Below are 23,667 nucleotides of genomic sequence, written 5' to 3'. Positions count from 1 at the left end.
GAAAATTCGTATTTTCAGCGGTTATACTTCGCTTTTTACGAACTGAGTAAAGCTGCAATGCTCAACTACCGCCAGTTGCACTACTTCTGGGTCGTGGCCAAGACCGGCAGCATCGCCCGCGCCAGCGAGCAACTGAACTTGACCCCGCAAACCATCAGCGGGCAGATCAGCCTGCTGGAGCAAACCTATGGCCTGGAGCTGTTCCAACGCGTGGGCCGCCAGCTGGAGCTGACCGAGACGGGGCGGCACACACTGGTGTATGCCGAGCAGATGTTTCAGATTGGCAGTGAACTGGAAGCCCTGCTGCGTGCCGGCCCGCAGGAGCAGATCCTGTTCCGCGTAGGCGTTGCGGATGTGGTGCCCAAATCCATCGTCTATCGCCTGCTGGCGCCGACCATGGAGCTGGACAACGTGCTGCGCATCAATTGCCGAGAGGACAAGCTCGAGCGCCTGTTGGCAGACCTGGCGATCCAGCGTCTGGACCTGGTTATTTCCGACAGCCCGATGCCCAGCCACCTGGACATCAAGGGCTACAGCCAAAAGCTGGGCGAGTGCGGCCTGAGCTTTTTCGCCACCGCCGCGCTCGCGGGGCAACACGCGGGCAGCTTCCCCGCCTGCCTGCACGATGCGCCGCTACTGATCCCGGGCCAGGAAACCGTGGTACGCAGCCGCCTGCTGCGCTGGCTGGGCGAGCAGCAGGTGCAGCCGCGGATCATCGGCGAGTTCGATGACAGTGCCTTGATGCAGGCGTTCGGCCAGTCGGGCAGCGGCATCTTCGTTGCACCCAGCGTGATTGCCGATGAAGTGTGCCGCCAGTATGGCGTTACCTTGATCGGGCAGACCGAGGCCGTGCAGGAGTCGTTTTACGCCATTTCGGTGGAGCGCAAGGTCAAGCATCCGGGCATCGTGGCCATCACCGAGGGCGCCCGGCGCGAACTGTTCCACTGGTAAGCTGCGGCAACCGGGCCGACGCGGGTGGGGGGCCGTCTATGGTAAAGTCGCGCCCTTTCACAATAACGAGATGTTGCTGCAGATGACCCCTGTTCTTCGCCTGATCAACCGCCTCAGCCTGGTGACCCAGATCGTCATCGGGCTGGTTGCCGGTATCGCCCTGGCCCTGATCGCGCCAGCCATCGCCCTGGATCTGGCCTTCCTCGGCAAGGTCTTCGTCAGTGCGCTGAAGGCCGTGGCGCCGGTGCTGGTGTTCATCCTGGTGATGGCCTCGATTGCCAACCACCGTCATGGGCAGGAAACCCACATTCGCCCGATCCTGTGGCTTTACCTGCTCGGCACCTTTGCAGCGGCGGTGGTTGCAGTGGTGGCGAGCATGCTGTTTCCGTCGCAGTTGGCGTTGAGCACCAGTGATGCCGCGCTTAGCGCCCCTGGCGGCATTTCCGAAGTCTTGCAAAACCTGCTGCTAAGCGCTGTCGACAACCCGGTCAATGCGCTGCTCAACGCCAACTTCATTGGCGTGCTGACCTGGGCCATCGGCCTGGGTGTGGCGCTGCGCCATGCCAGTGATACCACCCGTGGCGTGGTCGAAGACCTGTCCAACGGCGTAACCCTGATCGTGCGGGTGGTCATCCGCTTTGCGCCACTGGGCATCTTTGGCCTGGTCAGCGCTACCCTGGCCCAGTCCGGCCTGAGCGCCCTGCTCGGCTACCTGCACCTGCTGGCGGTGCTGATTGGCTGCATGCTGTTCGTGGCGCTGGTGATGAACCCGTTGATCGTGTTCTGGAAAATCCGCCGCAACCCCTACCCGCTGACCCTGCTGTGCCTGCGTGAAAGCGGCATCACCGCATTCTTCACCCGTAGCTCGGCGGCCAACATCCCGGTCAACCTGGCGCTGTCGGAGCGCCTGGGGCTGCATGAAGACACCTACTCGGTGTCGATCCCACTGGGTGCCACCATCAACATGGCCGGTGCGGCCATCACCATTACCGTGCTGACCCTGGCGGCGGTGCACACCCTGGGCATTCCGGTCGACCTGCCTACGGCGGTGCTGCTGAGCGTGGTGGCGGCGGTGTGCGCGTGCGGCGCTTCCGGTGTGGCGGGCGGTTCGCTGTTGTTGATTCCGCTGGCGTGCAGCCTGTTTGGTATCCCCAGCGAGATTGCCATGCAGGTAGTGGCCGTAGGCTTCATCATTGGGGTGCTGCAGGACTCGGCGGAGACGGCGTTGAATTCGTCGACCGATGTGCTGTTCACGGCGGCGGCGTGCCAGGCTGAGGAGCGGCGCAGCGTTTGAGATTGTGGGGCCGCGTTGCGGCCCCAATTGCCTTACTCGCCGGCATTACCTACGCTAATGGCCTTTTCCTCGCAATGAGACAGGGCCATGTCAGACTACGAAACCCCGGGCGAAGGTCGCTTCAGCAGCATCGAAATCCGCATCCTTGGCGCGCTGATCGAGAAGCAGGCCACCAGCCCGGAAAGCTACCCGCTGACCCTCAACGCCCTGCTGCTGGCCTGCAACCAGAAAACCAGCCGTGAACCGGTGATGAACCTGACCCAAGGCCAGGTGGGCCAAGCGCTGCGCGCGCTGGAAAGCCAGAACATGACCCGCCTGCAAATGGGCAGCCGCGCCGACCGCTGGGAGCAGCGGGTGGACAAAGCCCTGGAACTGGTGCCGGCGCAGCTGGTGTTGATGGGCTTGATGTTCCTGCGCGGGCCACAAACCCTCAACGAGCTGCTCACACGCAGCAACCGCCTGCACGATTTTGATGACACCGAGCAGATTCAGCACCAGCTTGAACGCCTGATCTCGCGTGACCTGGCCCTGCACTTGCCGCGCCAGGCCGGGCAGCGTGAAGACCGCTACACCCACGCCCTCGGCGACCCGGCGGAGATCGAAGCCATTCTGGCGGCGCGCCAGCAGGACGGCGGCACACGCAGCGGTAGCACAAATGTATCGGAAGAGCGCATCGAAGCGCTGGAGGCCCGGATCGCAGCGCTTGAAGCGCGCCTGGCGGAACTGGAGGGCTGACCGCTCACGGGTCGGCTTCGGGGAAGTTGCGGCAGCTCTTGCGCTCGGCCAGCTCCCGGTCACTGGGGCGCTGGTCGACGAATACGGTGCGGCCGTCTTTGTAAATTTCGAGGTAGCCCCAGTGCAGGTCCTGCTCTGTTTGCCCGGGCTTTGGGGGGACTAGCCACCAGGGTTCGCGGCTGATCAGGGTCATGTTGAAGCTCCTGAAGGTGTCTGCCGTAATGATAGACACCTTCAGGTAATGCTTTGCTTGTGCCGGCCCTTCGCGGATAAATCCGCTCCTACAGGGATACCACACTATCTGTAGGAGCGGATTCATCCGCGAATGGCCAGTGCAGGCTTACGCACGGATCAGGTGGTCAAACGCCGCCAGCGAAGCCTTGGCACCCTCACCCACCGCAATCACGATCTGCTTGTACGGTACGGTGGTCACGTCACCCGCGGCAAACACGCCCGGGATGTTGGTCGCGCCCTTGGCATCGACAATGATCTCGCCACGCGGCGACAGCTCGACCGTGCCTTTGAGCCAATCGGTGTTCGGCAGCAGGCCGATCTGCACGAAGATGCCTTCCAGCGCCAGGTCATGCAGCTCGTCGGTGGTGCGGTCCTTGTAACGCAGGCCGGTCACTTTCTCACCGTTACCCACCACTTCGGTGGTGAGTGCACTGCTGATCACCTTCACGTTCGGCAAGCTGTGCAGCTTGCGCTGCAGCACGGCGTCGGCGCGCAGCTGGCTGTCGAACTCAATCAGCGTCACCTGGGCGACGATACCGGCCAGGTCGATGGCCGCTTCCACGCCAGAGTTGCCCCCGCCAATCACCGCCACACGCTTGCCCTTGAACAGCGGGCCGTCGCAGTGCGGGCAGTAGGCCACACCGCGGGCGCGGTATTCTTGCTCGCCCGGCACGTTCATTTCGCGCCAGCGGGCACCGGTGGCCAGGATCACGGTCTTGGCCTTGAGCGAGGCACCACCGGCCAGGCGCACTTCGTGCAGGCCGCCGTCGGTGGCCGGAATCAACGCTTCACCGCGCTGCAGGTTCATGATGTCGACGTCGTACTGCTTGACGTGCTCTTCCAGCGCCGTGGCCAGCTTCGGCCCTTCGGTTTCCTGCACCGAGATGAAGTTCTCGATGGCCAGGGTATCCAGCACCTGCCCACCGAAACGCTCGGCGGCCACGCCGGTGCGGATGCCTTTGCGCGCGGCATAGATGGCTGCGGCGGCACCGGCTGGGCCACCGCCAACCACCAGCACATCGAAGGCGTCCTTGGCGTTGATTTTCTCCGCTTGGCGGGCACCGGCATTGGTATCGATCTTGCCGAGGATTTCTTCCAGGCCCATGCGGCCCTGGCCAAACACTTCGCCGTTCAGGTAGATGCTCGGCACCGCCATGATCTTGCGGCTTTCGACTTCATCCTGGAACAGCGCACCGTCAATGGCCACATGGCGCACATTAGGGTTGAGCACCGCCATCAGGTTGAGCGCCTGGACCACGTCCGGGCAGTTCTGGCACGACAGCGAGAAGTAGGTTTCGAAGGTGAACTCGCCTTCCAGCGCCTGGATCTGCTCGATCACCTCGCTACTGGCCTTGGACGGGTGGCCACCCACTTGCAGCAGCGCCAGCACCAGCGAGGTGAATTCGTGGCCCATGGGGATGCCGGCGAAGCGCAGGCTGATGTCGGCACCCGGGCGGTTCAGCGAGAACGAGGGGCGACGTGCGTCGGTGCCGTCCGCGCTGAAGGTAATGAGGTTCGACAGGCCGGCGATTTCCGCCAGCAGGTCGTGCAATTCGCGGGACTTCGCGCCGTCGTCGAGGGAGGCAACGATCTCGATCGGCTGGGTGACCCGCTCCAGGTAGGTTTTCAGTTGCGATTTAAGCGTGGCGTCCAACATACGGGCGATTCCTTTTTCAAAACTCGGATACAAAAACGCCCAGGCGAGGTCGCCCGGGCGCTTTACGGGGCGGTAACTACTTCAGCTTTGGCGGCTGGCTACCGCCCACGACTTGCACATGGCCTTAGATCTTGCCGACCAGGTCCAGCGACGGCGCGAGGGTGGCTTCGCCTTCTTTCCACTTGGCCGGGCAAACTTCGCCTGGGTGAGCGGCCACGTACTGGGCAGCTTTCACTTTACGCAGCAGCTCGGCGGCATCGCGGCCTACACCACCGTCGTTCAGTTCGACGATCTTGATCTGGCCTTCCGGGTTGATCACGAAGGTACCGCGATCGGCCAGGCCTGCTTCTTCGATCAGCACGTCGAAGTTGCGCGAGATGATGTGGGTAGGGTCACCGATCAGCGGGTACTGGATCTTGCCGATGGTGTCCGAAGTGTCGTGCCAGGCTTTGTGGGTGAAGTGGGTGTCGGTGGACACACCGTAGATTTCCACGCCCAGCTTCTGGAATTCGGCGTAGTTGTCGGCCAGGTCGCCCAGTTCGGTCGGGCAAACGAAGGTGAAGTCGGCCGGGTAGAAGAACACGACAGACCACTTGCCTTTCAGGTCGGCTTCGCTGACCTGCACGAACTCGCCTTTGTGGTAGGCGGTGGCGTTGAACGGTTTGACCTGGCTGTTGATGATAGGCATGAGAGACGCTCCTTCAGGGGGTTTGAATTCAGGGTTGAAATCTGTTGACGGAGAGAATCCTAACCGCTGGTCGCCACGAAGGCTCATTGGCAAACCTCATGCTCTTGATTGGTTTTGGCTATAAGCTCACCGCTTCGATAGCTTTTTTGATTTCAACACCCGTTCAACCGCCGCAGGCCAGCGCCGACCGTGTTGCCGCTGCACCGGCATCGTAGGCAACCACGCATTGCTCATCGTCGCCGCGCCCCCACTGCACCCTGAGCGTGCCGGCGGTGTCATGGGTGCGCACATAAAGGCGGCTGCCCTGGCCAACCATGCCCAATTCATTACCCTGGGCATCCAGCACCTGAGCGCCAAACGGCAACGCCGTACCGTCCTTCAAACGGGCTTGCAGGACGATTTCACGGCCGCTGCGGGTGGGGTAATGCAACAGCGTGGCTGCGCCGGCGCGCGGCACCACCGACTGGGCAGCCAGAAGCAGTTCGGTGTCACGCGACATGCCTTTGGGGTCAAGCTCCACCGTGTTGATGGTGTAGGGGGACAGCGCTGGCACCACCGCATAGCCACGGCGATCAAGCTGCACGTTGACATGCTGACGGATGCGGGCGGCATCAGCGTGCGGAGCGTGCACGATGGCAAAGCTTTCGCCCAGCGGTGGCGCGGCGATGACACCGCCAGCATGAGCCACCAGCGCCCCGTTCGCCCCCAGCGTTGCCTGGCGATAGCCGCGCCCACCCGATACGCTGGCCATCAATTCGCCGCTGGCGCTGCGGTGCAGCACATTGGCATCGTAGCCACTGCTTGCCTGTTCACCGTCCTGGCGCACCAGTGCCAGGCCATGGCCCCACTGCCCGTGATCACCTGCAGTGCCGCTCCAGCGCAGATTGGACCTGCCCTGACCCCGTGAATCGGTGCTGTGGGTGGCGCTTAACGAAGACCGTCGGCGCTCGCCCAAGGGCAGGCTGGCATTGAACATGACAGTTTGGAAAGGCTCCCCAGTGTTGCGCAATTCACGGCTGAACGTGATGCCGTAGCTGAGTGCTCCGACGTGATTGTTGTAACCGGCCGTGTAACTTTTGTTGCTACTGCCCACATGGTTCTGGCGCAGGCTGGCACTGAGGCTGAAGCGGCCTGCGCGTTCCCCCAGTTGCTGCTCAAGCCCCAGGCCCAGTTGCCAGTGCAGCGGGTCGACACGCTCACCGGCGTTCACCCGGGCAAAGTCATTGAAGCTGTAGTAATCAGGCCCTGTGCTGCGCGTGAGGGTCGCACTCAGGTCGGTCGCAGTGGCGCTCAGGCGTTGTCGCCAGCTCAGGCGCCAAGCCTGGCCACGGGCTTGATAAGACTCGGCTGGCGCAGCACTGGCGTGAAACCCCGTCAGCCCGATGGCCCCGAATGCACTGTTGATGGCAACGCCCATGGCGCTGGCCAGGTAGTCCTCGGCAACCCAGGTACCGCCGTGAACACTGAAATGGTTGCTCAGGCCCTGCTGCCAGCTCCCCTGCACAAAACCTGGCCCCGTTTGCCCCAGTGCATCACGCCAAGCGCCGCTGCCCAACTCAAAACGGCTGACACCCGGGCGCAGTGCCAGTGGCGCTGCGCCATAAGGCAGAAAGAACGTGCGCACGCGACCATCAGCCTCGCGCAGGGTTACTTCAAGGTCATCGTTCAGGCCGCTGGCATACAGGTTGTCCACCTCGAAAGGCCCAGGTGCCACAGTCGACTCATGCAGCAGCACCCCGCGCTGGCGAATGCTCAAAAGCGACACACTGTTGGCAACGCCCCTCACCACCGGGGCAAAACCGCGCTGCTCTTCAGGCAGCATGCGCGGATCACTGGCCAGCAGCACGCCGCGCATGGCACTACCCTCAAACACGCCTGCTCCGCTGTAGCCATCACCGAGCGTCAACTGCGCGGACCAACCGGGAATGTCCCGCCGGACCGAGGTGGTCATGGGCTGATAGCGGGAAGTTTGGCCAACTTGATAACCGCCTTCGTGGCGCCAGTACCACGGCCCGGTGTTGATGCCCATGCGCACACCCAGGTAACCCTGGCGAATCGTCTCGCCCTGATCCAGGTTTTTCTGGTCGTAGAGGTTCAAGCGATAGTCGAAAAAGCCGGCTGTAACGCCACTGTCCCAGTTTTCAGGGGGCAGGTATCCGCTTGGCAGGCGCAACAACGCTTGTTGCGGGACCACCAGGTGCAGTGCCAGGTTACCGAAATCCAAGGTTTCATTGGCCTGCGGTTCAATGACCGCCAATGCTGCGCAGGCCCCTTCACGGGCCAGTTGCTGGCGGGTTTCACGGCTGAGCCGACGCAGGTCCACACCCAAGGTTTTCAGTAGTGCTTCGCTGTAACACGGGGCCGCCACCGGGTGCCCCTGCGCCTGCAGCGGTACTCGATGGCGGCCTATCCAACGCTCATTCAGCGTCACATCGAAGGTATAGGTGCCCTCGGGTACCACTTCCTCTTTTTCGAAACGGTGCAGGTCGCGTGACGTCCCATCCCTCAGCGATCCAGCATCAAACTCAACGGCAGCCACAGGGCTTGCCAGGTGCCCGCCCAGCAGAGCCGCGACGGCATAACGGTAGGAGTTACCCCTGGTGGACTTGAAGTGCATCGTGCAGCGCGCCCTAGTCTGCCTGACGCACAGTCACAGGCTCGGGTGCTTCACGCACCGCACCGTAATCATCGATGAACGCATAACGCAGCATGATGGAAGCCTGACCTGCCAGGCGCCCGACCTGGAAACGGGAGCTGGAGTACGGCAACACGTGGCTAGGGTCCAGCGTCTGCGGCGGCTGACCGTTGTGCTGCAACGACAAACTGGCCAGATTGACTACGAAGGGGCCATTGTTGGTAGCCTTCAACACCCAACGTTCACCCTCGCGGAGCAATTGCCATGTGACCGAACGGTGGCTGTCAACGGCCTTGCCCTGCAGGCCGTCAGGGCGATAAAGCAATTTGATACGTGAGCGCAGCGACACCTGCAGAGCATTGCCCACACCTTTGGGTGGTACTTCGAGCACGTTCAGCCAGAACAGGCTTTCACGGTCAACAGGCATGGCGCCGCCCTCGTGGAAAACCCTCAAGCTCTGCCCCTTGCCTGCGTCCAGGCGAAACATGGCGGGCATCACGCTGAACGGGACTTGCAGATCGTTCAGTGGATCCTGCGGGCGACCATCGTCGACCCAAGCCTGAACAAGCGAGGGCGTAGTCCCGACATTGCTCAACTTGACGGTGACTTCTGACTGATCGGCCGGGAACACTACCCGAGTGGTGGCGATAACCACGCTCGCGGCAACGTGTGGCGATACCAGACAGGCAGCCAGCACCGCGCCCCGCAGCAAGGCGTTGAAAGACAAATGCATGATGGTTGTGCTCAGAAGGCTAAAGAAAAAGCAGCCCTGGAACGGGCTGCCTTTTTAAAGGGATGTCACGGGTAGTCCAGCGAGTACTGCACGCGGGTGGTCACCAGCCCGGGGGTAGTTGCGCCTGTGGAGTAGTAACGTGCGGTGTAGTTCAGCGTTGCATTGCCGCCCACAATCGCTACCACCTGAGAGTTCTGGGAACCCTTGGGGGCAGCCAGGTTCATCGGTGCCTGGGTGTCGTTGAGCAGCTCCACCTGTACATTGGTGCTACCGCCCGCGTCGACAATCAAGCGGCCTTCCGGGCTGATCGTTGCGCCAGGCTCGAAATAGGTCGACACCCGCGAGATACCGGGGGAACAGTTGCTGAGATTCAACACAAACGGCGTCGGGCCTTCGGTTTGCCCTGGGTTCACCAGCCGTGCCGCATTCACGTCCGGCAGGCTGACAGGCAGGTTGCCATTACCGCCGTTGATGGTGCAGGTTGGCGCCAGTACGCGCCCGGACAGGCTGATTTCGCCGTAATCGGCCTGCGCCGTTGAAACGCCAGCGAGCAAAACACAGCAACTGGCAAGCAAGGTTTTCGAGAAAGTGTTCATAGTCACCTTTCAAGTTCTGATAAGTGGCGCCTGGCATTCGATGCCAGGCGGCAACCGCTCTGTGCGGCGCGGTGCAGTATCAGAAAGGTGACACAGCAAAAATGCAGGGTGACTCAACAGTCAGACAACGGAAACAGCCACTACATCTGTAGGAAACATGGCCCGGTGAATTCAGGGTCATGTTTCCTCGCCAAATGCCTCAGCGGGTCACTGTTCGCATCGTGACAAACTCTTCGGCGGCAGTGGGGTGTACGCCGATGGTTTCGTCGAACTGTTGCTTGGTGGCACCGGCCTTGAGGGCCACACCCAGCCCCTGAATGATCTCGCCTGCATCAGGCCCGACCATGTGGCAACCCAGCACCTTGTCGGTGTCGGCATCCACCACCAGCTTCATCAGGGTCTTTTCCTGAATGTCGGTAAGGGTGAGCTTCATCGCGCGGAAACGGCTCTCGAAGATCTGGACCTTGTGTCCCGCAGCCAGCGCCTGCTCTTCGGTCAGGCCAACGGTGCCGATCGGCGGCTGGCTGAACACCGCGGTGGGGATGTTCTGGTAATCCACCGGGCGGTACTGCTCAGGCTTGAACAGGCGCCGCGCCACGGCCATGCCCTCAGCCAGCGCCACCGGGGTGAGCTGCACGCGGCCAATCACGTCACCGATGGCCAGGACCGACGGTGCGGTGGTCTGGTATTGATCGTCGACGCGGATGAACCCACGCGGGTCCAGCTCAACGCCGGTGTTTTCCAGGCCGAGGTTGTCGAGCATCGGGCGGCGGCCCGTGGCGTAGAAGATGCAGTCAGCGACCAGTTCACGGCCATCATTGAGGGTGGCCTTGAGGCTGCCGTCGTCCTGTTTGTCGATGCGCTGGATGTCGGCATTGAACTGCAGGTTCAGGCCGCGCTTTTCAAGTTCTTCCTTCAGGTGCATACGCACCGAACCGTCGAACCCGCGCAGGAACAGCTCGCCGCGGTAAACCAGCGTGGTGTCGGCGCCCAGGCCCTGGAAGATGCCGGCGAACTCGACCGCGATGTACCCGCCCCCCACCACCAGTACACGACGCGGCAGGGCTTTGAGGTAGAACGCCTCGTTGGACGTGATGGCCAGTTCCTTGCCCGGAATGTCCGGCACTTGCGGCCAGCCACCGGTGGCGATCAGGATGCGTTCGGTGCTGTAGCGCTGGCCGTCCACTTCCACTTCGTGATCGCCGGTAATACGTGCATGGCCCTGCAGCAGCGTTACGCCGCTGTTGACCAGCAGGTTGCGGTAAATGCCGTTGAGCCGCTCGATTTCGCGGTTTTTGTTGGCAATCAGCGTGCCCCAGTCAAAATGGCCCTCTTCCAGGCTCCAGCCGTAACCGGCGGCTTGTTCCAGTTCGTCCGCGACATGAGCGCCGTACACCAGCAGCTTCTTGGGCACACAGCCGACGTTGACGCAGGTGCCGCCCAGGTAGCGGCTCTCGGCCACTGCCACTTTTGCACCAAAGCCTGCAGCGAAACGCGCCGCGCGCACACCGCCGGACCCGGCACCAATCACGAAAAGATCAAAATCGTAGGCCATGTATTCACTCTCCTAGGCAGGCGGCCAGCATAACGCCGTTGGGCGCCGCATACAAAAAAGCCACCCCGAAGGGTGGCTCTCTATGACCAACAGGGCTTATCAGTAAGCCTTGCCAGCCTTGTAGAAGTTTTCGAAGCAGAAGTTGGTCGCCTCGATGTAGCCTTCGGCACCACCGCAGTCGAAACGCTTGCCCTTGAACTTGTAGGCGATCACGTTACCTTCGGCCGCTTGCTTCATCAGCGCGTCGGTGATCTGGATCTCGCCACCCTTGCCCGGCTCGGTCTGTTCGATCTTCTCGAAGATATCCGGGGTCAGGATGTAACGGCCGATGATTGCCAGGTTCGATGGTGCATCTTCTGGCTTCGGTTTCTCGACCATGGAGTCGACACGGAAGATGCCGTCCTTGATCTCTTCACCGGCAATGACGCCGTACTTGTTGGTTTCCTGCGGATCGACTTCCTGGATGGCGACGATCGAGCAGCGATACTTCTTGTACAGCGCGACCATCTGCGCCAGCACGCCGTCACCTTCGAGGTTGACGCACAGGTCGTCCGCCAGTACCACGGCGAACGGCTCGTCGCCAATCAACGGGCGGCCGGTGAGGATGGCGTGGCCCAGGCCTTTCATTTCGGTCTGGCGGGTGTAGGAGAACGAGCACTCGTCGAGCAGGCGGCGAATACCGACCAGGTATTTTTCCTTGTCGGTGCCCTTGATCTGGTTTTCCAGCTCGTAGCTGATGTCAAAGTGGTCTTCCAGCGCGCGCTTGCCGCGGCCAGTAACGATGGAGATCTCGTTCAGACCGGCATCCAGTGCCTCTTCAACGCCATACTGAATCAGTGGCTTGTTGACCACCGGCAGCATTTCCTTGGGCATGGCTTTGGTAGCAGGCAGGAAGCGGGTGCCGTAGCCGGCTGCCGGGAACAAGCATTTCTTGATCATATACGTCCTTAAACAAAGGCTGGGCGTGTGGAATTCGGCGCAGTCTAATCAGGCGGCGGTCACCTTACAATGCCCCACCGGCGGCCGACCGATGCCATGATAGAGATAACCCAGTGTAGATAGTTCCGATGGATCGTAAATATTACGCCCGTCGAATACCACCGGCATGCGCATCAAGCCCCGTACACGCGGGAAATCCGGTTGGCGGAACTGCTTCCATTCAGTCACCAGTACCAGCGCGTCGGCGCCCTCTACGCAGGCGTAGGGGTCGTCGCACAACTTCAATTGGCCGTTGGTCAAGGCAACCGGATAACGCTCGGCGATACCGGCCAGTGCCGCCGGGTCGCAGGCTTGCACCCTTACACCTGCCGCCAACAGGGCGTCGAGCAACACCAGGCTGGGTGCTTCGCGCAAGTCATCGGTGCCTGGTTTGAATGCCAGCCCCCACAGCGCGACCACCCGCCCGCGTAAAAAACCGCCAAAATGTTGTTGCAAGGCGTTGAACAGCCAGGTTTTCTGCTGTTCGTTGCGCGCCTGTACCGCCTGCAGGATGGCGGGCGTGTAACCGTGCTGTTCGGCAGTGCGTATCAGAGCACGTACGTCCTTTGGGAAACAGGAGCCGCCATAGCCGCAACCGGCGTAGATGAAGTGGCTGCCGATGCGCCGGTCGCTGCCGATGCCCCTGCGTACCTGTTCGATGTCCACATCCAGCTGTGCGCAGAGCCCGGCCAATTCGTTGACGAAGGAAATCTTGGTGGCGAGAAAAGCATTGGCCGCATATTTGGTGAACTCGGCGGCGCGTGGCGCCATCACCAGAATGCGCTCGCGATTACGCACAAAGGGGGCGTAAAGCCGCTGCAGGGTTTGGGCAGCGACCTGGCTGTTGGTGCCAACGATAATGCGGTCTGGCCGCATGAAGTCGTCGATTGCACTGCCTTCCTTGAGAAATTCCGGGTTGCTTGCCACGTCGATGGCCCCTGCCGCCCCGCGAGCGCGAAGGCCTTGCCGTATGTGCGTGGCTACACGTTCGGCGGTGCCGACCGGTACGGTGGATTTGTTCACCACCAGGCAGCTATGAGAAAGATGCTGGCCCAGGCTGTCGGCCACGGCCAGCACATGCTGCAAGTCAGCCGAGCCGTCTTCGTGGCTGGGGGTGCCGACGGCGACGAACACCACCTGAGCATTGGCCAGTGACGCTTGCCAGTCATCGCTGAAGCTCAGTACCCCGCGCTGCATCCCGGCCTGCAGCAACACCTGCAGGCCGGGTTCATGGATCGGGCACAGGCCTTGGCGCAACTGGGCCAGGCGGTGCGCGTCGCGCTCAAGGCACACGACGCGGTTGCCCATTTCGGCAAAGCAGGCCGCCGTCACCAGCCCCACATACCCTGCCCCGATCACACACAGTTCCATGGCCGCGCTCCTGTTTAACGGTTAGCGGACATTGCTACTCGGCAGTGATTGCAGGGGCATGACAGGCCATCAGGCTGAGTGAATCAGTACGCCATGCTCCAGGTCAGTGTGTAGGTACGCCCGCGGCCCTGGTAGTCATACAGGTAGGCCGGCCCGTAGGTGGGTGCATAGAACAACGTTGCCCGCTGCCCCCATACAGTGCTGTACTGCTTGTCCAGCAGGTTTTGAATGCCGGCGCTGAAGGTCCCGAAGCCCGTCTCTTGGCTGCCCAGCAGGTCAAAGGTGGTGTAGCCGTCGATTTCGTGGTCAGCGTCATCCTTCAGGCTGAACGCGTGGTTGGCCTGCAGCCGCGCACTGCGGCCGTCCGCTTTCCAGCCGATGAAGCCGGTGGCTTTTGACAACGATGCATAGCGGGCATCACGCTTGATCCAGCCGCCTTCGGTGTCCTCTTCCTCGGAGCGGGTCAGGTGCAGCGTGCCGCCAGCCTCCCAGCCACTCTGGAAGTGCCGGGTCAGGGCGCCTTCAAACCCAAAATCGCGACTCTTCTGGTCTTGCACATTGATGGTCAGCGTCTGCGAGTCGACGTTGATGATCTTGTCGGACCAGATGTAGTACAGCGCGGCCTGCGCGTCCCAGTCCAGGTCGGCGTATCGCCAGCCCAGTTCCACCTGCCGGCTCTTGATGCCGGCCAGCGGGTTGTCGGCTACGCTCAACCCTGGCTTGCCGTAGTACTTGGCCGGGTCAGGCAGGTCAAAGCCTTCACCGTAGTTGGTCCAGACTTGGTGGCCATTCTTGAAGTCGTAGATGGCGCCGATGTTGTAGAGGTTGACCTGGTAATCGTTGCTGCCGCCGGGTACCCCTTTGAAATCGCTGACGTCCACATCCATCTGCTGGCGCCTGGCACCACCGGAAAAGGTCAGGTTGTCAGTGGCATGCCAATCCAGCTGGGCGTAAATCGAAACGCCATCGACCCGGTAACTGGGGTAGCGTGGCGCCTTGCTGGCCTTGTCCATCTCCAGGCCACCACTGTCAGACGAGGCAAGCGCGTCGAAGGTGGTCTGCTCGGCGTTGAAGCGCTCACGATCAAGATCCACGCCGTAGGTCAGTTTCAATGCGTCCCATTGCTTGGCGAACAGGCCCTTAAGGCTGGTTACTTCGAAATTTTGTTGCGACGCCGCGAAGTAAACGCCCTTCGAGCCGGTCGGGGTCGCCCGGTTGTAATACGGGAACGGGTAGAAATTGTCATCTTCCTTGCGGTAGGACGCTTGCAGGTAGAAGTCCTGCCCCAGTACATCGGCATGGTGGTAGTTGGTGTTCAGCAGCAGGCGCCGGGTACGTGGTTCCAGGTCCGAGGAATAGCCGCTACGCAGCTCGGCATCTTCCAGGTCGGACGGAGCGTTGTGGTTGAGGTTGGGGAAGTAGATACCCGTGCTGCCGTGGTTGCCGGAGTCGTAGTACTGGGCCAGCAGGTCGAGGCTTTGTACGTCCGAGAGCTTCAGCCCGAGGGTGCCAAGCACATCAATCGTGCGGTTGTATTGCAGGTCGGTCTGGGTGTTGTCGATGAAGATCTGGTCACCGGCCCCGTCATAAAAGGCCTCGTTCTGTTCGCCAGAAATGCCCAGGCGAGCGTTGACCTGCTCGTTGCCACCGCTGATCGACTGGGCAAACCGGGTGGCCAGGTCGTCGCTGTTGTTGAAGCCGCTGCTGGCGCCCAACTGCGTTTCAAAGCGCGCCGGGCCGGGTTCGCCTTTTTTGGTCACAATATTGATGATGCCGCCGGTTGCGCCACCGCCGTAGATCGCGCTGGCCCCCGACAGTACCTCGACACGCTCGACGTTGAACGGCGAGATGCTGTCGAACTGGCGTGAAAGGCCACGCGAGCTGTTCTGGCTCACGCCATCGATCATCACCAGCACGTTACGCCCGCGCATGTTCTGGCCATAGTTGGTACGCCCTTCCGGCGCCAGGTCCAGGCCCGGTACCAACTTGCCGATCGCCTCTTTCAGGCTTACGCCGCTGTCGAGCTGCTCGCGCAATTGCTGTTGGTCCACTACCCAGACGGTACCGGGGATTTCGCTGATTGCCGTGCTGGTACGGGAGGCAACACTGACCTCGATGGGCTTGAGGTTGACGGCCTGAGGCGCCGGCCCGCCTTTGCGCAAAGTGACCGTGCGCGCGTCGCTGAACTGCCAGACCATGCCGCTGCCGCCCAACAGCTGTTGCAAGGCTTGCTCGATACTGAAGCTGCCCTCTAGCGCAGGGCTGGTCATGCCGGCAACGTCGCCCGTGGTGTACAGCAAGTGCAGGCCGGCCTGGTCGGCGAACGCAGTCAGGGCTTGGTCCAGCGGCTGTGCTGGCACGTCGAGTTGGACCTGACGCGCCTGTGTGGCAGCAGGGTTTAGCGGGGTGGCGGCCCAGGCGTGCAATGGGCCAGCAAGCATGGCCAGTGCACTGCAGGACAGCAACGCGTGTTGAAGACGCCCGGCGGGGCGGTGGATAGGCTTGAACATGAGCGGCACGAGTGAGCTTCCAGACAAGTCGTAAATGAGAATGGGTTGCTGATCAGTCCCACTACGACGATCTGGCTTGCACGAACTTGCAGTGCTGGCCTGAAAAAATCCGATTATTTACAGTTGGCTCAGTGCACCACCGCCAACCACGGCAGGTAAGTGACTTTGAGGCCGTAGCGCTGCTCCAGGGTACGCAACAACGCCTGAGGCTCGTTCAGGTCGAAGACACCGCTGACCTCCAGGGCCGCCAGCTTGTTGTCAGGCAACAGAATACGGCCGTGCTGGTACCGCTCAAGCTCTGCCAGCACCTGCCCCAGAGGCTTGCCGTTGAAAATCAGCTTGCCCCGCTGCCAGGCAGTTTGTGCGCTGGCGTCGGGCGCCACAGCCAATGCGTGGCCGCCTGCGTTGGCTTCACCTTTGGCCAAAACCACCTGGCCATCCCGGCGCACACTGAAGGTGGCCGCATCCGCGCTTACCGCCTCATGTGCTGTCTCGACCACAAATGGCCGGGCATCTGGTGTGGTTTCGAACAACGCCTCCCCTGCCTGCAAGCGCACCCGCCGCTCAGTGGCGGTGTATGCGACGCTGAGTGCACTGGCGCTATTGAGCAGCACTTGGGTGCCATCGTCCAATGTGATGCGCTGCCGCTCGCCCATGCCGGTGTGATAATCCGCCAGCCACGCCGGCGCCTGCTGCCAGCCGCTGTAGCCTGCCAGCAGCAGCATCAGGGAAGCAGCGATACCGGCCAGCCACTGTCGCTTACGCGGTGCCGGGGAGGCCTGAACATGCTGGGCGGTGGGTGTATGACCGATGTCCTGCCAGAGCGCCTCAGCGTCACGCGCCGCTTCGGCATGGGCCGGGCTCAACTGACACCAGCGCTGATAACGGGCCCTGTCTGCGGCGCAAGCATTGCCCGAATGCAGCAACACCTGCCAGTCAATGGCATCGTCGGACAGATCACTGATGGGCTGTGGTGCTTGCATGGGGGCGTAATCAGTCATGGTTGTGTTTGAGCCAGTCGCGACAATGACGCAAGGCTTGGCCGATGTATTTTGCCACCATGCTCTCCGAAACGCCCAACCGCTGTGCAATCTGCGCCTGGGTCAGGCCTTCGATGCGGTTGAGCAACAAGGCTTGCCGAGCGTTGTCGGGCAATTGCAGCAGCGCTTCGTCCAGTATCTGCAAGCGTTCACGGGCCAGCAATGTCGCTTCGGGGGCCGGTGCCGGGCAAGCCACCGCCTCTGCCCCTTCGCTGCTTTCATGGCTGGCGGCCAGCCGCTGTTCACGCCGCAGTGCATCAATGGCGAGGTTGCCCGCGACGCGGAATATAAAACTACGCGCGTGCAGTACGGTTACTGCCTGTTCGTCGATGTTCGCGAGTTTGAGGTAGGTCTCCTGGGCCACATCGGCAGCGCGCTGACGGTCATTCATGCGCCGGGTCAGAAATTGCAGCAGGTCATCGTAGTGCTCCTGGAAACTTGCCAGCAGACCGGACACGGGAGACGTCAGCATGAGGGGATGGATCGCCAGTAGGAAGTGTTATCGGGCGTTAATGCGAAGCAGTATTATTCATTAACCCCCTTCTTTCAACGCTCCCGTGCTTTTGTCACACTCATGGCTCGTTCAAGTAACAAGGTTAACCGCCATGGCTGCCCGTCTATTCCGTTACGCTCGCTGTTTGCTGGCACTTTCGATGGTGTGTGTGCTCAGTGCCTGCGCATTGTTTCAGGCCCGTGACCCGCTGACCATCAACGTGATCGGCATAGAACCGCTTCCCGGCCAGGAGCTGGAGATGCGCATGGCGGTGAAGATGCGGGTGCAAAACCCCAACGAGACCGCAGTCGACTACAACGGCATTGCACTGAAACTGGACGTCAATGGGCAACCATTGGCATCTGGCGTGAGCGACCAGCGGGGGCATATCGGCCGCTACGGCGAGGCGGTGATCACGGTACCGGTCAGCATCACGGCATTCGCATTCCTGCGTCAGGCCTATGGCCTGGGCAAGCTGGATTCACTGCAGGGCATGCCGTACGTGTTGAAGGGCAAACTGGCGGGGGGCCCACTGGGTACAGTGCGGTTCACGGACGAGGGTAAGCTGGACCTGCCCAAGGGTGGCAGCCTGGCCTGGTGACGTTGCTCAGCGGCTGGCGCTGGCGGCGGCCATCATCTTGTTGACTTCGCTGCGCACCATGCCGGCGTACTCTGGTGGCGACATGGCGTCCAACTCGGCCCGGACCCATTCGGCCCACTTGCCCTTGCGCCGGGGCTTTTCGGCGATCAGCCGCGCCGCTTCGCCTTTGGCCTTGCCGAGATTGTTCTGCCACATCTCGAACAAGCGGGCCTTTTCTGCCTCGATCTGTGCCCGTTCCTCGAAGCTCATGTTGGCCAGATTGAAACTCATGGGATACCTGCCAGTGAAAATTGGCCGCTATCTTACACTGTGACGGTGCCGTAACGGAAAGCCATCGCAACTTTCCCGGCGCGCGGGTATCCATTGCTTAACTACCCCATCAACGAGGACGTGTTCATGGCCCGAAAAACCGCCGCACTGGCCGACAGCGATCAGATCAAGGACCAAGTGTTCAGTGAACTGCAGGCATTGATAGAAGAGTCGGAAAAGCTGCTGAATGACAGCGCTGCCCTGGTGGGCGAAGAAGCGGACAGCTTGCGCGCGCAGGTCAGCCTGAAACTGCGCCAGGCCCGCGAGGCTGCCGGCCAGGTCCGCGCCAAGGCGCAACCAGTGGTGGACGCCACGCAAGATTATATCGGTGGCCACCCTTGGCAGACCGTGGCCGTTTCCGCCGGTTTTGGCCTGGTAATTGGCTTGTTGCTGGGCCGCCGATACTGAAGATGATCCTGGTGTGGGTCGCCTGTCAGGCGGCCTGTGCCATGGGGATGCCGCTGTGGAAACGCAGCTCCTGGTCCGGGGACTGGATCAGATCGGCCTCTGCTTCACGCACAAGCGCTACACGATGCGCAATGTCAGCCTCTTCCCCGTACTGATGTGCCAGCTTGAGATAGCCCTGATAATGGCGCGCCTCGCTTTTGAGCAAGCCGTGGTAGAAAGTACCGAGTTCCTCGTCCAGATGCGGCACCAACGCTGCAAAGCGCTCACAGCTGCGCGCCTCAATAAACGCGCCCACTACCAGCGTGTCCACCAGCTTCACTGGCTCATGGGCACGCACCAGACGGCGCAAGCCGGATGCATAGCGCCCCGCCGACACTGGCCTCAATGGCACGCCACGGCGTTTCATCAGGCGCAACACCTGCTCATGGTGCACCAGCTCTTCGCGGGCCAGGCGCGACATCATGTTGATCAGGTCGAGGTGAGTGTTGTATTTGGCAATCAAGCTCAGCGCAGTGCTGGCAGCCTTGAACTCGCAATTCTTGTGGTCGATCAACAGGGTTTCCTGGTCGGCGAGCGCCGCTTCAATCCAGGCATCGGGCGTGGAGCAACCCAGGAAGGCGTCGATTTCGGGGATCAGGGACATAAAGGGGCAATCACACAGTGCAGGCAGGACCGGCGATTATACCGGCGGCGCCAAGGAGTGCCAGTGGCTATGCTTGATGTACATCAAGCGGTGGCGCAACGGTGGCCGACTATAGTCAGGCATTGATCGCCACCTTTGAAGGGAGTTCATGCCCATGCAAGCCGTTCGCAGCATACTTGTGGTTCTGGACCCTGAGCACGCACATAGCCGTGCGTTGACTCGGGCGAAATTGATTGCCGGGGTGACAGGTGCTCGCCTGCACTTGTTGATGTGCGACAAGAAGCATGATCACAGCGCTTTGCTGAGCCTTTTGAGCAGTCAGTTGCATGATGATGGGTATGACAACGTGACCCACGAGCAGGCCTGGCATGATTCCCTGCATGAATCCATCATCAATGTGCAGCAGGCCGAAGGTTGTGAGCTGGTCATCAAGGAGCATAGGCCTGACAACCCGCTTAAAAAAGCATTGCTTACCCCGAGCGACTGGAAATTATTGCGTCTATGCCCCTGCGCGGTGCTGATGGTCAGGAGTGAAACGCCTTGGACAGGTGGTGTGATCCTGGCTGCAGTGGATGTGGGTAACCAAGACGACGATCATCGCCGGTTGCATGCGAGCATCATCGACCATGGTTACGCTATAGCTGGCTTGGCTAAAGGTGAGCTGCATGTAATCACGGCGCACCCCTCCCCCATGTTATCTGCCTCGGATCCGGTATATCAGCGCAGCGAGACCATCGAAGAGCGCTATCGGGAAGCGTGCCTCTCATTCCAGGCTGAGTACGACATTGCTGAAGACCGTTTGCATATCGAGGAAGGACCTGCGGATGTGCTGATTCCCTATGTAGAGAAACAATACAAAGCCGTGGTCACGGTGATTGGGACGGTCGCACGCACCGGCATTTCCGGTGCCCTGATAGGGAATACTTCCGAAGTCGTGCTCGATTCGCTGGAAGGCGATGTGCTGGTTCTGAAAAGCGAAGAAGCCACCGCGCACCTCGCAGAGTTAGCCAAGGGCTAAAAGACAAAACCCCTACCTGCTCGCGCAGATAGGGGTTTTGCGAAATGAATCTTGACGATGACCTACTCTCACATGGGGAAACCCCACACTACCATCGGCGATGCATCGTTTCACTACTGAGTTCGGGATGGGATCAGGTGGTTCCAATGCTCTATGGTCGTCAAGAAATTCTGTTGCCAGAATGTCCAGCTGGACAGCCTAGCGAATTCGGATATGCGATTTGTGATGTTGCGAACTTTCGGGTCTTTCGTCTTCACCACCACAATTTGGCGCTTCTTGTTCAGAGGCATGCGCAAATTGCTTGGGTGTTATATGGTCAAGCCTCACGGGCAATTAGTATTGGTTAGCTCAACGCCTCACAGCGCTTACACACCCAACCTATCAACGTCGTAGTCTTCGACGGCCCTTTAGGGGATTCAAGATCCCAGTGAGATCTCATCTTGAGGCAAGTTTCCCGCTTAGATGCTTTCAGCGGTTATCTCTTCCGAACATAGCTACCCGGCAATGCCACTGGCGTGACAACCGGAACACCAGAGGTTCGTCCACTCCGGTCCTCTCGTACTAGGAGCAGCCCCTCTCAAATCTCAAACGTCCACGGCAGATAGGGACCGAACTGTCTCACGACGTTCTAAACCCAGCTCGCGTACCACTTTAAATGGCGAACAGCCATACCCTTGGGACCGGCTTCAGCCCCAGGATGTGATGAGCCGACATCGAGGTGCCAAACACCGCCGTCGATATGAACTCTTGGGCGGTATCAGCCTGTTATCCCCGGAGTACCTTTTATCCGTTGAGCGATGGCCCTTCCATACAGAACCACCGGATCACTAAGACCTACTTTCGTACCTGCTCGACGTGTTTGTCTCGCAGTCAAGCGCGCTTTTGCCTTTATACTCTACGACCGATTTCCGACCGGTCTGAGCGCACCTTCGTACTCCTCCGTTACTCTTTGGGAGGAGACCGCCCCAGTCAAACTACCCACCATACACTGTCCTCGATCCGGATAACGGACCTGAGTTAGAACCTCAAAGTTGCCAGGGTGGTATTTCAAGGATGGCTCCATGAGAACTGGCGTCCCCACTTCAAAGCCTCCCACCTATCCTACACAAGCAAATTCAAAGTCCAGTGCAAAGCTATAGTAAAGGTTCACGGGGTCTTTCCGTCTAGCCGCGGATACACTGCATCTTCACAGCGATTTCAATTTCACTGAGTCTCGGGTGGAGACAGCGCCGCCATCGTTACGCCATTCGTGCAGGTCGGAACTTACCCGACAAGGAATTTCGCTACCTTAGGACCGTTATAGTTACGGCCGCCGTTTACCGGGGCTTCGATCAAGAGCTTCGCTTGCGCTAACCCCATCAATTAACCTTCCGGCACCGGGCAGGCGTCACACCCTATACGTCCACTTTCGTGTTTGCAGAGTGCTGTGTTTTTAATAAACAGTCGCAGCGGCCTGGTATCTTCGACCGGCGTGGGCTTACGCAGCAAGTGCTTCACCCTCACCGGCGCACCTTCTCCCGAAGTTACGGTGCCATTTTGCCTAGTTCCTTCACCCGAGTTCTCTCAAGCGCCTTGGTATTCTCTACCTAACCACCTGTGTCGGTTTGGGGTACGGTTCCCAGTTATCTGAAGCTTAGGAGCTTTTCTTGGAAGCATGGCATCAACCACTTCGTCGCCTAAAGGCAACTCGTCATCAGCTCTCGGCCTTGAGATCCCGGATTTGCCTAAGATCTCAGCCTACCACCTTAAACTTGGACAACCAACGCCAAGCTGGCCTAGCCTTCTCCGTCCCTCCATCGCAATAACTGGAAGTACAGGAATATTAACCTGTTTTCCATCGACTACGCTTTTCAGCCTCGCCTTAGGGACCGACTAACCCTGCGTCGATTAACGTTGCGCAGGAAACCTTGGTCTTTCGGCGTGCGAGTTTTTCACTCGCATTGTCGTTACTCATGTCAGCATTCGCACTTCTGATACCTCCAGCAAGCTTCTCAACTCACCTTCACAGGCTTACAGAACGCTCCTCTACCGCATCACCAGAGGTGATACCCGTAGCTTCGGTGCATGGTTTGAGCCCCGTTACATCTTCCGCGCAGGCCGACTCGACTAGTGAGCTATTACGCTTTCTTTAAAGGGTGGCTGCTTCTAAGCCAACCTCCTAGCTGTCTAAGCCTTCCCACATCGTTTCCCACTTAACCATGACTTTGGGACCTTAGCTGACGGTCTGGGTTGTTTCCCTTTTCACGACGGACGTTAGCACCCGCCGTGTGTCTCCCATGCTCGGCACTTGTAGGTATTCGGAGTTTGCATCGGTTTGGTAAGTCGGGATGACCCCCTAGCCGAAACAGTGCTCTACCCCCTACAGTGATACATGAGGCGCTACCTAAATAGCTTTCGAGGAGAACCAGCTATCTCCGAGCTTGATTAGCCTTTCACTCCGATCCACAGGTCATCCGCTAACTTTTCAACGGTAGTCGGTTCGGTCCTCCAGTCAGTGTTACCTAACCTTCAACCTGCCCATGGATAGATCGCCCGGTTTCGGGTCTATACCCAGCGACTAAACGCCCTATTAAGACTCGCTTTCGCTACGCCTCCCCTATTCGGTTAAGCTCGCCACTGAATATAAGTCGCTGACCCATTATACAAAAGGTACGCAGTCACCTAACAAAGTAGGCTCCCACTGCTTGTACGCATACGGTTTCAGGTTCTATTTCACTCCCCTCTCCGGGGTTCTTTTCGCCTTTCCCTCACGGTACTGGTTCACTATCGGTCAGTCAGTAGTATTTAGCCTTGGAGGATGGTCCCCCCATGTTCAGACAAAGTTTCTCGTGCTCCGTCCTACTCGATTTCACTGGCAAGAGATTTTCGTGTACGGGGCTATCACCCACTATGGCCGCACTTTCCAGAGCGTTCCACTAATCTCAAACCAGCTTAAGGGCTGGTCCCCGTTCGCTCGCCACTACTAAGGGAATCTCGGTTGATTTCTTTTCCTCAGGGTACTTAGATGTTTCAGTTCCCCTGGTTCGCCTCTTGCACCTATGTATTCAGTACAAGATAACCAGCTTATGCTGGCTGGGTTCCCCCATTCAGAGATCTCTGGATCACAGTCTGTTTGCCGACTCCCCAAAGCTTTTCGCAGGCTACCACGTCTTTCATCGCCTCTGACTGCCAAGGCATCCACCGTATGCGCTTCTTCACTTGACCATATAACCCCAAGC

At 60.0% G+C, this 23,667-nt stretch carries 19 protein-coding genes, 2 rRNA genes and 1 pseudogene; 6 read left to right on the top strand and 16 right to left on the bottom strand.

Annotation, left to right across the window (positions count from 1 at the left end; genetic code table 11):
• Positions 1-57 precede the first annotated feature (57 nt).
• The 3 genes from nhaR (at position 58) to PVV54_RS09135 (ending at position 2,980) form a co-directional block, all read left to right on the top strand.
• Positions 58-951, top strand: a complete 894-nt coding sequence (nhaR, locus tag PVV54_RS09145; protein ID WP_274909610.1) for a transcriptional activator NhaR — start codon at positions 58-60, stop codon at positions 949-951.
• A gap of 82 nt (positions 952-1,033) precedes the next feature.
• Positions 1,034-2,245 (top strand): serine/threonine transporter SstT, encoded by a 1,212-nt coding sequence (sstT, locus tag PVV54_RS09140; RefSeq protein ID WP_274909609.1) that lies wholly within the window; start codon positions 1,034-1,036, stop codon positions 2,243-2,245.
• A gap of 87 nt (positions 2,246-2,332) precedes the next feature.
• Positions 2,333-2,980 carry a YceH family protein gene (locus PVV54_RS09135; RefSeq protein ID WP_274909608.1) on the top strand — a complete coding sequence of 216 codons (648 nt, stop codon included), beginning with the start codon at positions 2,333-2,335 and terminating at the stop codon, positions 2,978-2,980.
• 4 nt (positions 2,981-2,984) lie between these two features.
• On the opposite strand, the gene PVV54_RS09130 is transcribed toward PVV54_RS09135, so the two are convergent.
• The 12 genes and pseudogenes from PVV54_RS09130 to PVV54_RS09075 form a co-directional block, all read right to left on the bottom strand.
• Positions 2,985-3,173 (bottom strand): hypothetical protein, encoded by a 189-nt coding sequence (locus tag PVV54_RS09130; protein WP_274909607.1) that lies wholly within the window; start codon positions 3,171-3,173, stop codon positions 2,985-2,987.
• Between the two features lie 147 nt (positions 3,174-3,320).
• A complete protein-coding gene (ahpF, locus tag PVV54_RS09125; RefSeq protein WP_274909606.1) occupies positions 3,321-4,871 on the bottom strand; it encodes an alkyl hydroperoxide reductase subunit F in 1,551 nt (516 codons plus the stop codon).
• A gap of 124 nt (positions 4,872-4,995) precedes the next feature.
• Entirely contained in the window at positions 4,996-5,559 is a 564-nt protein-coding gene (ahpC, locus tag PVV54_RS09120; RefSeq protein ID WP_274909605.1) for an alkyl hydroperoxide reductase subunit C, read from the bottom strand.
• 163 nt (positions 5,560-5,722) lie between these two features.
• Positions 5,723-8,176: a fimbria/pilus outer membrane usher protein gene (locus tag PVV54_RS09115; protein WP_274909604.1), complete on the bottom strand. Its 2,454-nt coding sequence runs from the start codon at positions 8,174-8,176 to the stop codon at positions 5,723-5,725.
• Between the two features lie 13 nt (positions 8,177-8,189).
• Positions 8,190-8,927, bottom strand: coding sequence for a fimbrial biogenesis chaperone (locus tag PVV54_RS09110; RefSeq protein WP_274909603.1), 738 nt, complete (start codon positions 8,925-8,927; stop codon positions 8,190-8,192).
• A gap of 65 nt (positions 8,928-8,992) precedes the next feature.
• Positions 8,993-9,523: a fimbrial protein gene (locus tag PVV54_RS09105; protein ID WP_274909602.1), complete on the bottom strand. Its 531-nt coding sequence runs from the start codon at positions 9,521-9,523 to the stop codon at positions 8,993-8,995.
• Positions 9,524-9,722: 199 nt separating this feature from the next.
• Positions 9,723-11,078: a glutathione-disulfide reductase gene (gene gorA / locus PVV54_RS09100; RefSeq protein WP_274909601.1), complete on the bottom strand. Its 1,356-nt coding sequence runs from the start codon at positions 11,076-11,078 to the stop codon at positions 9,723-9,725.
• A 99-nt stretch (positions 11,079-11,177) separates the two neighbouring features.
• Positions 11,178-12,017 (bottom strand): UTP--glucose-1-phosphate uridylyltransferase GalU, encoded by an 840-nt coding sequence (gene galU, locus PVV54_RS09095; protein WP_012273146.1) that lies wholly within the window; start codon positions 12,015-12,017, stop codon positions 11,178-11,180.
• Between the two features lie 48 nt (positions 12,018-12,065).
• Entirely contained in the window at positions 12,066-13,427 is a 1,362-nt protein-coding gene (locus PVV54_RS09090) for a UDP-glucose dehydrogenase family protein (protein ID WP_274909600.1), read from the bottom strand.
• Between the two features lie 83 nt (positions 13,428-13,510).
• Positions 13,511-15,937, bottom strand: coding sequence for a TonB-dependent receptor (locus PVV54_RS09085; RefSeq protein ID WP_274909599.1), 2,427 nt, complete (start codon positions 15,935-15,937; stop codon positions 13,511-13,513).
• 128 nt (positions 15,938-16,065) lie between these two features.
• Positions 16,066-16,938 carry a FecR family protein gene (locus tag PVV54_RS09080; RefSeq protein WP_342456611.1) on the bottom strand — a complete coding sequence of 291 codons (873 nt, stop codon included), beginning with the start codon at positions 16,936-16,938 and terminating at the stop codon, positions 16,066-16,068.
• A gap of 4 nt (positions 16,939-16,942) precedes the next feature.
• Positions 16,943-17,449, bottom strand: a pseudogene (locus PVV54_RS09075) (RNA polymerase sigma factor); the annotation flags it as partial.
• Between the two features lie 133 nt (positions 17,450-17,582).
• On the opposite strand from PVV54_RS09075, the gene PVV54_RS09070 reads away from it, so the two are divergent.
• Positions 17,583-18,071 (top strand): LEA type 2 family protein, encoded by a 489-nt coding sequence (locus PVV54_RS09070; RefSeq protein ID WP_274909597.1) that lies wholly within the window; start codon positions 17,583-17,585, stop codon positions 18,069-18,071.
• 6 nt (positions 18,072-18,077) lie between these two features.
• Here the strand turns inward: PVV54_RS09070 and PVV54_RS09065 are convergent, their stop codons facing one another.
• Positions 18,078-18,341, bottom strand: coding sequence for a hypothetical protein (locus PVV54_RS09065; protein ID WP_274909596.1), 264 nt, complete (start codon positions 18,339-18,341; stop codon positions 18,078-18,080).
• Positions 18,342-18,467: 126 nt separating this feature from the next.
• Between PVV54_RS09065 and PVV54_RS09060 the strand changes: the two genes are divergently transcribed.
• Positions 18,468-18,788, top strand: a complete 321-nt coding sequence (locus tag PVV54_RS09060; RefSeq protein WP_274909595.1) for a DUF883 family protein — start codon at positions 18,468-18,470, stop codon at positions 18,786-18,788.
• A 25-nt stretch (positions 18,789-18,813) separates the two neighbouring features.
• On the opposite strand, the gene miaE is transcribed toward PVV54_RS09060, so the two are convergent.
• Positions 18,814-19,431, bottom strand: coding sequence for a tRNA-(ms[2]io[6]A)-hydroxylase (gene miaE / locus PVV54_RS09055; RefSeq protein WP_274909594.1), 618 nt, complete (start codon positions 19,429-19,431; stop codon positions 18,814-18,816).
• A gap of 154 nt (positions 19,432-19,585) precedes the next feature.
• Between miaE and PVV54_RS09050 the strand changes: the two genes are divergently transcribed.
• Positions 19,586-20,449, top strand: a complete 864-nt coding sequence (locus tag PVV54_RS09050) for a universal stress protein (protein WP_274909593.1) — start codon at positions 19,586-19,588, stop codon at positions 20,447-20,449.
• A gap of 49 nt (positions 20,450-20,498) precedes the next feature.
• Here the strand turns inward: PVV54_RS09050 and rrf are convergent.
• Positions 20,499-20,614, bottom strand: a 5S ribosomal RNA gene (gene rrf, locus PVV54_RS09045).
• 147 nt (positions 20,615-20,761) lie between these two features.
• Positions 20,762-23,653: ribosomal RNA gene (locus tag PVV54_RS09040) — 23S ribosomal RNA — on the bottom strand.
• Positions 23,654-23,667 lie beyond the last annotated feature (14 nt).

Origin of the sequence: Pseudomonas sp. PSKL.D1 (genome assembly GCF_028898945.1) — a bacterium.
Taxonomy (GTDB): Bacteria; Pseudomonadota; Gammaproteobacteria; order Pseudomonadales; family Pseudomonadaceae; genus Aquipseudomonas.
The sequence above is the reverse complement of the archived record's forward strand: the minus strand, read 5'-3'. Positions and strand labels throughout refer to the sequence as shown.

What these genes read in the sequence shown, in the direction of transcription:
- sstT (WP_274909609.1), top strand. Translation starts at nt 1,034, where the DNA reads ATGACCCCTGTTCTTCGCCTGATCAACCGCCTCAGCCTGGTGACCCAG.
- PVV54_RS09060 (WP_274909595.1), top strand. Translation starts at nt 18,468, where the DNA reads ATGGCCCGAAAAACCGCCGCACTGGCCGACAGCGATCAGATCAAGGAC.
- PVV54_RS09090 (WP_274909600.1), bottom strand. Translation starts at nt 13,427, where the DNA reads ATGGAACTGTGTGTGATCGGGGCAGGGTATGTGGGGCTGGTGACGGCG.
- ahpC (WP_274909605.1), bottom strand. Translation starts at nt 5,559, where the DNA reads ATGCCTATCATCAACAGCCAGGTCAAACCGTTCAACGCCACCGCCTAC.
- nhaR (WP_274909610.1), top strand. Translation starts at nt 58, where the DNA reads ATGCTCAACTACCGCCAGTTGCACTACTTCTGGGTCGTGGCCAAGACC.
- PVV54_RS09050 (WP_274909593.1), top strand. Translation starts at nt 19,586, where the DNA reads ATGCAAGCCGTTCGCAGCATACTTGTGGTTCTGGACCCTGAGCACGCA.
- PVV54_RS09130 (WP_274909607.1), bottom strand. Translation starts at nt 3,173, where the DNA reads ATGACCCTGATCAGCCGCGAACCCTGGTGGCTAGTCCCCCCAAAGCCC.
- miaE (WP_274909594.1), bottom strand. Translation starts at nt 19,431, where the DNA reads ATGTCCCTGATCCCCGAAATCGACGCCTTCCTGGGTTGCTCCACGCCC.
- PVV54_RS09070 (WP_274909597.1), top strand. Translation starts at nt 17,583, where the DNA reads ATGGCTGCCCGTCTATTCCGTTACGCTCGCTGTTTGCTGGCACTTTCG.
- PVV54_RS09135 (WP_274909608.1), top strand. Translation starts at nt 2,333, where the DNA reads ATGTCAGACTACGAAACCCCGGGCGAAGGTCGCTTCAGCAGCATCGAA.
- gorA (WP_274909601.1), bottom strand. Translation starts at nt 11,078, where the DNA reads ATGGCCTACGATTTTGATCTTTTCGTGATTGGTGCCGGGTCCGGCGGT.
- ahpF (WP_274909606.1), bottom strand. Translation starts at nt 4,871, where the DNA reads ATGTTGGACGCCACGCTTAAATCGCAACTGAAAACCTACCTGGAGCGG.
- PVV54_RS09115 (WP_274909604.1), bottom strand. Translation starts at nt 8,176, where the DNA reads ATGCACTTCAAGTCCACCAGGGGTAACTCCTACCGTTATGCCGTCGCG.
- PVV54_RS09105 (WP_274909602.1), bottom strand. Translation starts at nt 9,523, where the DNA reads ATGAACACTTTCTCGAAAACCTTGCTTGCCAGTTGCTGTGTTTTGCTC.
- PVV54_RS09080 (WP_342456611.1), bottom strand. Translation starts at nt 16,938, where the DNA reads ATGACTGATTACGCCCCCATGCAAGCACCACAGCCCATCAGTGATCTG.
- PVV54_RS09065 (WP_274909596.1), bottom strand. Translation starts at nt 18,341, where the DNA reads ATGAGTTTCAATCTGGCCAACATGAGCTTCGAGGAACGGGCACAGATC.
- galU (WP_012273146.1), bottom strand. Translation starts at nt 12,017, where the DNA reads ATGATCAAGAAATGCTTGTTCCCGGCAGCCGGCTACGGCACCCGCTTC.
- PVV54_RS09085 (WP_274909599.1), bottom strand. Translation starts at nt 15,937, where the DNA reads ATGTTCAAGCCTATCCACCGCCCCGCCGGGCGTCTTCAACACGCGTTG.
- PVV54_RS09110 (WP_274909603.1), bottom strand. Translation starts at nt 8,927, where the DNA reads ATGCATTTGTCTTTCAACGCCTTGCTGCGGGGCGCGGTGCTGGCTGCC.